This window comes from Streptomyces sp. RP5T (assembly GCF_003933965.1).
In the GTDB taxonomy this organism is placed as follows: domain Bacteria; phylum Actinomycetota; class Actinomycetes; order Streptomycetales; family Streptomycetaceae; genus Streptomyces.
In genome coordinates this window covers 1-8,193 of the sequence record NZ_RSAJ01000379.1, presented here as the reverse complement: position 1 = coordinate 8,193, position 8,193 = coordinate 1, and the positions used below count along the sequence as shown (strand labels likewise).

The 8,193-nt window shown below is 71.7% G+C and carries 11 protein-coding genes; 6 read left to right on the top strand and 5 right to left on the bottom strand.

Annotated elements, in window-relative coordinates:
• The coding region (locus EHS43_RS30455; RefSeq protein WP_312023451.1) for a hypothetical protein at window positions 1-835 on the top strand (835 nt) is incomplete at its 5' end.
• A 7-nt stretch (window positions 836-842) separates the two neighbouring features.
• Here EHS43_RS30455 and EHS43_RS30450 read toward each other — a convergent pair.
• On the bottom strand, window positions 843-1,406 hold the full coding sequence (locus EHS43_RS30450; protein ID WP_125193928.1) for a TetR/AcrR family transcriptional regulator: 564 nt from the start codon (window positions 1,404-1,406) through the stop codon (window positions 843-845).
• Window positions 1,403-1,765: a DUF1304 domain-containing protein gene (locus EHS43_RS30445; RefSeq protein WP_125193927.1), complete on the bottom strand. Its 363-nt coding sequence runs from the start codon at window positions 1,763-1,765 to the stop codon at window positions 1,403-1,405. The genes EHS43_RS30450 and EHS43_RS30445 overlap by 4 nt, the downstream gene beginning before the upstream one ends.
• Before the next feature lie 190 nt (window positions 1,766-1,955).
• On the opposite strand from EHS43_RS30445, the gene EHS43_RS30440 reads away from it, so the two are divergent.
• Window positions 1,956-2,423 carry a pyridoxamine 5'-phosphate oxidase family protein gene (locus tag EHS43_RS30440; protein ID WP_125193926.1) on the top strand — a complete coding sequence of 156 codons (468 nt, stop codon included), beginning with the start codon at window positions 1,956-1,958 and terminating at the stop codon, window positions 2,421-2,423.
• Window positions 2,424-2,501: 78 nt separating this feature from the next.
• On the top strand, window positions 2,502-2,894 hold the full coding sequence (locus EHS43_RS30435) for a VOC family protein (protein ID WP_125193925.1): 393 nt from the start codon (window positions 2,502-2,504) through the stop codon (window positions 2,892-2,894).
• 1 nt (window position 2,895) lies between these two features.
• Here the strand turns inward: EHS43_RS30435 and EHS43_RS30430 are convergent, their stop codons facing one another.
• Complete coding sequence (locus EHS43_RS30430) at window positions 2,896-3,192, bottom strand: DUF4235 domain-containing protein (protein ID WP_125193924.1); 297 nt, start codon at window positions 3,190-3,192, stop codon at window positions 2,896-2,898.
• A gap of 41 nt (window positions 3,193-3,233) precedes the next feature.
• Window positions 3,234-4,253, bottom strand: a complete 1,020-nt coding sequence (locus tag EHS43_RS30425) for a glutathione S-transferase family protein (RefSeq protein WP_125193923.1) — start codon at window positions 4,251-4,253, stop codon at window positions 3,234-3,236.
• A gap of 94 nt (window positions 4,254-4,347) precedes the next feature.
• Between EHS43_RS30425 and EHS43_RS30420 the strand changes: the two genes are divergently transcribed.
• Window positions 4,348-5,319 (top strand): cation diffusion facilitator family transporter, encoded by a 972-nt coding sequence (locus EHS43_RS30420; protein WP_125193922.1) that lies wholly within the window; start codon window positions 4,348-4,350, stop codon window positions 5,317-5,319.
• A gap of 84 nt (window positions 5,320-5,403) precedes the next feature.
• On the opposite strand, the gene EHS43_RS30415 is transcribed toward EHS43_RS30420, so the two are convergent.
• On the bottom strand, window positions 5,404-5,853 hold the full coding sequence (locus tag EHS43_RS30415) for a nitroreductase family deazaflavin-dependent oxidoreductase (RefSeq protein WP_125193921.1): 450 nt from the start codon (window positions 5,851-5,853) through the stop codon (window positions 5,404-5,406).
• A gap of 379 nt (window positions 5,854-6,232) precedes the next feature.
• Between EHS43_RS30415 and EHS43_RS30410 the strand changes: the two genes are divergently transcribed.
• Window positions 6,233-7,432 carry a cytochrome P450 gene (locus EHS43_RS30410; protein WP_125193920.1) on the top strand — a complete coding sequence of 400 codons (1,200 nt, stop codon included), beginning with the start codon at window positions 6,233-6,235 and terminating at the stop codon, window positions 7,430-7,432.
• Window positions 7,433-7,450: 18 nt separating this feature from the next.
• The gene (locus EHS43_RS30405) at window positions 7,451-7,648 is read left to right on the top strand and encodes a ferredoxin (RefSeq protein WP_125193929.1); all 198 of its coding nucleotides are present in this window, start codon (window positions 7,451-7,453) and stop codon (window positions 7,646-7,648) included.
• Window positions 7,649-8,193 lie beyond the last annotated feature (545 nt).

Sequence of the window (8,193 nt, the reverse complement as noted above, 5' to 3'; positions counted from 1 at the left end):
GCGCAGAGGGCTGTGGGTGGTGCCGACGGTCGTGGCCATGGTGCTTACGGGGTGCGAGTCCGGGGAGGGCCTGGTGGTCGAGGGCAACGCACCGGCGAGCGCCTACGCCGGGCCGCTTAACGTCCCCACCAGGGAACTGGACGAGCACACCCCGCGGGCACTGCGGCTCGCCTCGGGTGCGGCCGGCCGGGCCCTGGAGTGCGCCGGGGAGATCCACCACGGCAACGGCCCCGACGGCTGGAGCGCGGACGACGGCGGCGACAGCCCGCAGGAGGGGCTGGAACTGTACTTCGACCTGTTCGACCCGGGCGAGCCCCGCTCGGGCTACCGCGTGGAACGCCGGGAGGCGGACCGCGTGCTGTACTCCTACGATGTCGGCGGCCGGACCAAGGTGGCCGTCGTGGTCGCCAAGGATCAGCGGGACAGGCCCGGTTGGGGCCCGGAGACCAGTGCCTCCTGCGACCCGTCCGAACTCCCCGCCGCGTGGACCGCCTCCCACGGCTACGAGATCTGGACCGACCGCGCGGGCGAGCGGGTGCCGACCGCCGAGGTGAGCAGCGGCCCGGGGGACGACCACTGCGGCTGGACGCAGGTGCACTTCCTGCGCCTCGGGGAGCGGACGTATGCCCGTGACCCGGAGGGCCTGCTCGACCCGGGCACGCTCACCGCGGCCCACGACGACTCGGCCACCCTGCCGACGGACGCCCACGACACCGGATACCGGTACGGGAAGCAGGAGTTGTGGCTGACGGACTCCCAGCGCACGGCGTACGTCCGCACCCCCGACGGCGTGGCGGCCTGGCCCCTGCTCGCGGAACAAGTCGCCTGCAAGTGAGGCGACTTCACCGGCTGGCGTGCAGTGCCACCAGCAACTGCCATACCTGGTCGGCGATGTCGGCGGGGCCGGCGTCGAGCAGGCCGTGCAGCCAGTCGGCGAGGACGCCGGCGAAGGTGGCGGCGACGGCGGAGGCGACCAGGGGGGCGTCGGCGGCGCCCGCGAGTTCGCGCTCCCGCAGGCTGTAGGACCGCAGGTCCCGGTGCAGCACCCGGCCCAGCGGGCCGCCGCCACCCGGGGCGAGCAGGGACCGGTACAGGGCGGTGTGCGGGGTGAGCGAGGCGAAGAACTCCGCGAGCGCGGGCGGCGCGTGCACCGGGTCGGGCCGCCCGCGCCAGGCGTGCAGCGCCTCCACCGCGTCCCGTACGACGTCCGCGCAGGCGTCGACGGCGAGCGCCTCCAGGCCGTCGTAGTGCACGTAGAAGGTGGCCCGGCCGACCCCGGCCCGTCGCACCAGCGCGGCCACGCCGACCTCCTCCAGCGGACGCTCCGCGCACTCCGCCAGCAGTGCCTCCCGCAGCCGCGCCCGAGTGCGGGCCGCGCGCGGGTCCTCGGGCGCGGGGTGGGTCACTGTGCGACGAGGACGGCGGTCAGGGCGAGCGCGCCGGGCAACGCCTGCGCGGCGAGGATCCGGACGTTGGCGGTGACGGCGCCGTACACGCCCGCGACGATCACGCAGACCAGGAAGAACACCTGGACCCGGAAGCCCGTCGGGTCCCCGGCGACCAGGCCCCACACCAGGCCCGCCGCGAGGAAGCCGTTGTAGAGCCCCTGGTTGGCGGCCATCGCGGCGGTGGCCCGGGCCATCTCCGGGTCGAACCCGTGGAAGGACATCCCCGGCTTCTTCTGCCACAGGAACATCTCCATCACCAGGATGTACACATGCAACGCCGCCACCAGGCCGACCAGCACGTTCGCCAGGATCTCCATCAGCTTCCCCTACTTCTTGGACGGGTGTCCACTATAGCTGGACATCCGTCCAGGAAGTCGCCCGCGAACCCGGCACGGCCCGTCCTGGTGCACCCTGCGGCACGCCCCGGGCGAAATGCGGAGGTGGAAGCCAAGGGGAACGATCAGACTGGGCGCGTCAGTTGAGGAGCCAGCAGGAGGACGTACGCAGATGAGCATGCAGCCGCCCCGCCCCGCGAAGCAGCGCAAGCAGGACACCCTGCACCGGCTGGAGCACGACGAGGACGTCTGGGTCGCCACGGCCCCGGACGACGGCTCGGGGGTGCCGTATCTCGTGCCGCTCTCGTTCCTCTGGGACGCCTCCGACCTGCTCCTCGCCACCCCCGCGGCCAGCCCCACCGGCCGGAACCTGAAGGCGACCGGACGGGCGCGGCTCGGACTCGGGCCCACCCGGGACGTCGTGATGATCGAGGGAACCGTCGAGACCGTCACCCAGGCCGAGCTGAGCCAGGAGGAGGGGGACCGGTTCGCCGAGCGGACCGGCTTCGACCCCCGCGGGCTCACCACCCCCTACCTGTACTTCCGCGTCCACCCGCGGCGCGTACAGGCCTGGCGGGAGGCCAACGAGATCACGGGGCGTGAGCTGATGCGGGACGGACGGTGGCTGGTCGCCGACTGAATCCGCCGCGCCGGGATATCCGCAAGGTACAAGGCCGCGGGGCGCCAACACCCCGTGGCCGAACCCTTCGGAGGAGACATGGCACTGGTGAAAGCGGGGGTCGTGGTGCTCGACTGTGCCGAGCCCGAGAAACTCGCCGTGTTCTACAAGGAGCTGCTGGCGGCCGAGGAGACCGACGCGACCGCGAACCGCGTGGAGATCAGGGGCGCGGACGGCTTCCGCCTGGCCCTGCGCCGAGACGTCAACGCCACACCGCCGAGCTGGCCCCGGCCCGAGAACTCCCTCCAGGCCCACCTCGACTTCGTGGTGGAGGACCTGGACGACGCCGAGCGCAAGGTGGTGGAGCTCGGCGGCCGCCCACTGGAGACGAAGGACGCGGCGGGGCCCTTCGAGGAACGCGGTTACGCCGACCCCGCCGGACACTCCTTCACTCTGCGGCTGGTCACCCCGACCGCGCCCAAGCAGGGCTGAGTCAGTCGCGGCCGCCCTTCTCGGAGGCCGGCCAGACGCCCGTGGACCGCTCGATGGCCTTCGCCCCCGTGCGGTCCACGGCACTGCGCACCGCGGCGAAGATGGCGCCCTGGATCGCGGCCGCCAGGAGGATCTCCCCCCAACCGCGGTCCTGGTCCAGGGCGTCGGGCGCGTCCTCCTCGTGCCGGATCGCCATCCACGTCTTGCGGAAGGCGAGACCCGCCAGCCAGCCGCTCGACCAGCCGAGGACGAACCCGAGGGGCTGGTAGGCGAGGGGAAGCTTCTTCTTCTTGGCCATCAGGATCTCCTTGCTCTAGTGGGTCGTTGCTCGGGGGCCGGTCAGGGACGTCCCTGTTCCGGCACGCGCTCCCGCGCGGGCGGCGGCCCCGGCGGGGTCCCGTCGCCGAACGGACGGCCGCCGAGCCGCTCACGGTGATGCGGCGTCAGCCAGCCCGCCAGGTCCGGCCCGAGCGGCACGATGCCGGTCGGGTTGATCCCGCTGTGCACCTGGTAGTAGTGCCGCTTGATGTGGTCGAAGTCGACGGTGTCCCCGAATCCCGGTGTCTGGTAGAGGTCCCGGACGTAGGCCCACAGCACCTCGTTCTCCGCCAGCTTCCAGCGGTTGCACTTGAAGTGACCGTGGTAGACGGCGTCGAAACGCACGAGTGTGGTGAACAGCCTGATGTCCGCCTCGGTGATGGTGTCCCCGACCAGGTACCGCTGCCGTGCCAGCCGCGGTGTCAGCAGGTCGAGCCGGCGGAACACGTCCGCGCACGCCTGCTCGTACTCCTCCTGGTCGGAGGCGAAACCCGCCCGGTACACGCCGTTGTTGACGTCCTCGTAGACGTCCGCCATCACCGCGTCGATCTCGTCGCGCAGCGCCCGCGGATACAGGTCCGGCGCTCCCTCCCGGTGCAGGGCCGTCCACTCGGTGGCCAGGTCCAGGGTGAGCTGCTGGTAGTCGTTGGTGACGAGCTGTCCGCTGGGGATGTCCACGAGCGCGGGCACGCTCACCCCGCCCGGGTAGTCGCTCTCCCGCTTGTCGTAGGCCTCGCTGAGGTAGCGGATGCCGAGCACCGGGTCGCGGCCGTCCGGGTCCAGGGTGAAACGCCAGCTGCGGTCGTCCTGGATCGGGTCGGTGATCGCCATCGAGAGCGCGTCCTCCAGCCCGAGCAGCCGTCGCGAGATCACCGCCCGGCCGGCCCAGGGGCACGCGCGGCTGACCACCAGGCGGTACCGGCCGGCCTCCACCGGCCAGCCGTCCCGGCCGTCGGCGGTGACCCGGTCCGCGAAATGGCTCTTGGACCGTTTGAACGCCTTGTGGCCGTACGAGCTGTTGCCGTCGTCGGCGCTGCCCATGCTTCCTCCTGTCTGAGCCTGTCCTGGTGGACGCGTTCCCCGTTTTCGGGAATCGGCACGGTGTGAGTACCCGGGAGGCGGGCAGTCGGCGTGAGTGAGCGGGACATCGACGAAAGAAAAAGCAGACCGGAAGACACGCGTCACCGTCCTGGTGGCACTCGCGGCAAATCTGGTGATCGCCGTCGCCAAGGCCGTCGGCGGCCTCCTGGCGGGCTCTCCCGCGCTGCTGTCGGAGGCGGCGCACTCCGTGGCGGACAGCCTCAACGAGGTCTTCCTGCTGGCCGCGCTGCGCCGCAGCCGCCGCCCAGCGGACCGGCGACATCCCTTCGGCTACGGCAAGGAGCGGTTCTTCTGGTCGCTGATCGCGGCCGTCGGCATCTTCGTGATGGGCGGCTGCTTCTCCTTCTTCCAGGGCATCGAGGCACTCCGCAACGGCGCCGAGGAGACCCTCAGCGGCTATGTGGCCGGCCTGATCGTGCTGGGCGTGGCCTTCCTGGCCGAGGGGATCTCGCTGCTGCGGGCGCTGCACCAGGTGCACAAGCAGGGCGGCGCCGCCAAGGGCATGCGCGACCCGGCCCTGCGCACGGTCGTCGCCGAGGACGGCACGGCGGTGCTCGGCGTGACCCTCGCCATGATCGGCATGGCGCTGCACATGATCACCGGACAGGTGGTGTGGGAGGCGTCCGCGTCCCTGGCCATCGGTGTGCTGCTGGTCTACGTGGCCTACCGGCTGGGCCGCGAGGCCAAGGGACAGCTCATCGGCGAGGCCGCCGACCCGGAGTCCACCGCCCGGATCCGGGCGGTGCTGGACGCCCAGCCCGAGATCGACAGTGTGGAGGCCCTGTTCACCATGAAGATGGGGCTGGACTCGGTCCTGGTGGCCGCCCGGGTCGATCTGGTGCCGGGTCTGGACAGCGAGCGGGTCGAGGAGGTCGCCGTACGCATCAAGCGGTCCGTGTCCCGGACCGTGGCCGAGGCGGACCAGATCTTCCTCGACGTGACCGACCGGCCGGCCGCGGAGGCACGGGAAAGCCCCGCCGCGACGGGGGAACGCGGCGGGGCCTGACGCTCGGGTGCCCGGCCGGAGCCGGCTCACGCCTCTCCGGCCGAAGATTTCTCCGAAGAAATCCTCAGAACGCTTCGAGGGCGGTCAGTCGCCGTCGACGGGCTCCAGGACGAAGACCGGGATCACCCGGTCGGTCTTCTTCTGGTAGTCCGCGTACGGCGGGTAGGCCGCCACGGCACGCTCCCACCACTCGTCCTTCTCCGCCCCCGTGATCTCCCGGGCGGTGAAGTCCCGCTTGACCGGCCCGTCCTGGAGCTCGACATGCGGATCGGCCTTGACGTTGTGGTACCAGACCGGGTGCTTGGGGGCGCCGCCCAGCGAGGCGACCACCGCGTAACGACCGTCGTGCTCGACCCGCATCAACGGCGTCTTGCGGATGCGGCCGCTCTTCGCGCCGCGGGTGGTCAGCACGATGACCGGCATCCCCGTGTCCATGAGCGTGTTGCCCTTGGCGCCACCGGAGCTCTCGTACAACTCCACCTGCTCACGCACCCACTGGGTCGGGCTGGGCTCGTACTCGCCCTCAAGAGGCATGGTGTCCCTCTCCTCGTCGTCTGCCACGGGGTTCCCGCACGGCACTGCACCACAACGCGGCCCCGCGCGGGAATCATCCCTATCGGGTTCCCAGGGACCCGCCGGGGATGACGGCCACTGCGCTGACGAGCGCGTCATGGCCATCGGGACGTCCCTCGGACGATGCCGGTGTGGCCGGATACCGAGGCAGGCGGGCGGGCCGGGGCAGCCGGGATTCCAGGGCACGACAGTCCCGGGGTGTGACGCACCCTCCCAGCGGCGACGATCTTCGGCCAGATCGGCCCCGCCACCGATCTGGCCGAACTTCTCGTCGCCTTATAGATGCCCTGGGCATCTAATGAAGATCTGCACGACGCACCCTTCGTCTGCGAGGTCTTCCATGACGGAAACGGAACCCGTCGCCTTCCCCCAGGACCGGACCTGCCCCTACCACCCGCCCGTCGCCTACGACGACCTGCGAGCCGGCCCCCCGCTGTCCCGGATCCGTCTCTTCGACGGCCGTCCGGCCTGGCTGGTCACCGGACACGGCACCGCACGCGCCCTGCTCGCCGACCCCCGGCTCTCCACCGACCGCACCCGCGACGGCTTCCCCGCGCCCACGGCGCGCTTCGCGGCGATCAAGAAGCGGAGGACGGCGCTGCTGGGCGTCGACGACCCCGAGCACCGCGTCCAGCGGCGCATGATGGTCCCCGCTTTCACGCTCCGCCGGGCCACCGAACTCCGCCCGCGCATCCAGGAGATCGTCGACGAACGCATCGACGCGATGATCGCCCAGGGGCCGCCCGCCGAGCTGGTGAGCGCCTTCGCGCTGCCCGTCCCCTCGACCGTGATCTGCGCCCTGCTCGGCGTGCCCTACACCGACCACGACTTCTTCGAGGGACAGTCCCGGCGGCTGCTGCGGGGGCCCACGGCCGAGGACGTCATGGACGCCCGTGACCAACTTGAGGCGTACGTCGATGAGTTGATCGACCGCAAGCAGAAGGGGCCGGAGCCGGGCGACGGTGTGCTCGACGAACTCGTCCACGGGCAGCTGCGGAACGGCGAGCTGACCCGTCAGGATGTGATCGCCCTGGCGATCATCCTGCTGGTCGCCGGCCACGAGACCACCGCCAACATGATCTCCCTCGGCACCTTCACCCTGCTCCAACACCCCGACCGGCTGGCCGAGTTGCGCACCGATCCGGCGTTGGTCCCGGCCGCGGTCGAGGAGCTCATGCGGATGCTGTCGATCGCCGACGGGCTGCTGCGGATGGCCATGGAGGACATCGAGGTGGCCGGGAGGACGATCCGTGCGGGGGAGGGGGTGGTCTTCTCGACCTCGGTCGTCAACCGCGACGAGGACGTCTACGCCGAACCCGACACCCTCGACTGGCACCGGCCCGCCCGGCACCACATCGCGTTCGGCTTCGGCATCCACCAGTGCCTGGGCCAGAACCTCGCCCGCGCCGAACTGGAGATCGCCCTGCACACCCTCTTCGAGAGGCTGCCCACCCTGCGCCTCGCGGCCCCCGCCGAGGAGATCCCCTTCAAGCCCGGCGACACCATCCAGGGGATGCTGGAACTCCCCGTGACCTGGTAAGAGGCTCCGACGATGCACTTGGACATCGACATCGACAGGGACGTCTGCATCGGGGCGGGCCAGTGCGCCCTGGCCGCCCCGCGTGTCTTCACCCAGGACGACGAGGGCTACAGCACGCTCCGGCCCGGCAGGGAGGGCGCCGCCGACCCCATGGTCCGCGAGGCCGCCCGGGCGTGCCCCGTCGCCGCGATCACGGTGTCGGAGCGAGTGAGCTGACGCCGTCTGACGCGGTGATCACGGGGTGTGCGCGAACAGCGACCGCCGAGCCGGGACGACCATGGCGCCTTGCGCAGGCGCGGGCCGCGGGGCCCGGCAACAGCCTGCGCGCCTCGTCGGCCCAGGTGGCGGGTCGACGGGCCCGCACGACCCCCGTGCTCCCCATGGCCCCGGGGCGGCACCCCGCACAGCCGGCGGTGCCGCCCCGGGTCCATCCCGTCGCCGCCCGGCCTCAGCGGGTACGGCAGCAGCCTGTCCGCCGTGTGGGTCTCGGTGGCGGGGTGGGTGGTTCGGGTGATCACGGCGGCTGTCGTCGTGCCGCCTCGGTGGGCGTCCGGCGGTGGTTTGGCCGCCTCGCGGGCTCGGTGGCCGGGTGGTGCTTGGTGTGATGCCGTCGTGCCCGTCGCTCCGCCGGGGGAGGAGTATGGGCGGCCCGGTCATGGTGACCGTCGCCGTGTTGCCGCCCCGGTGTGCGTGCAGCAGCAGTTATGGCCCGCGGGACTTGGTGAGGCCACCGCCCCCGGGGGAGCGGGAGGGGGGCCGGC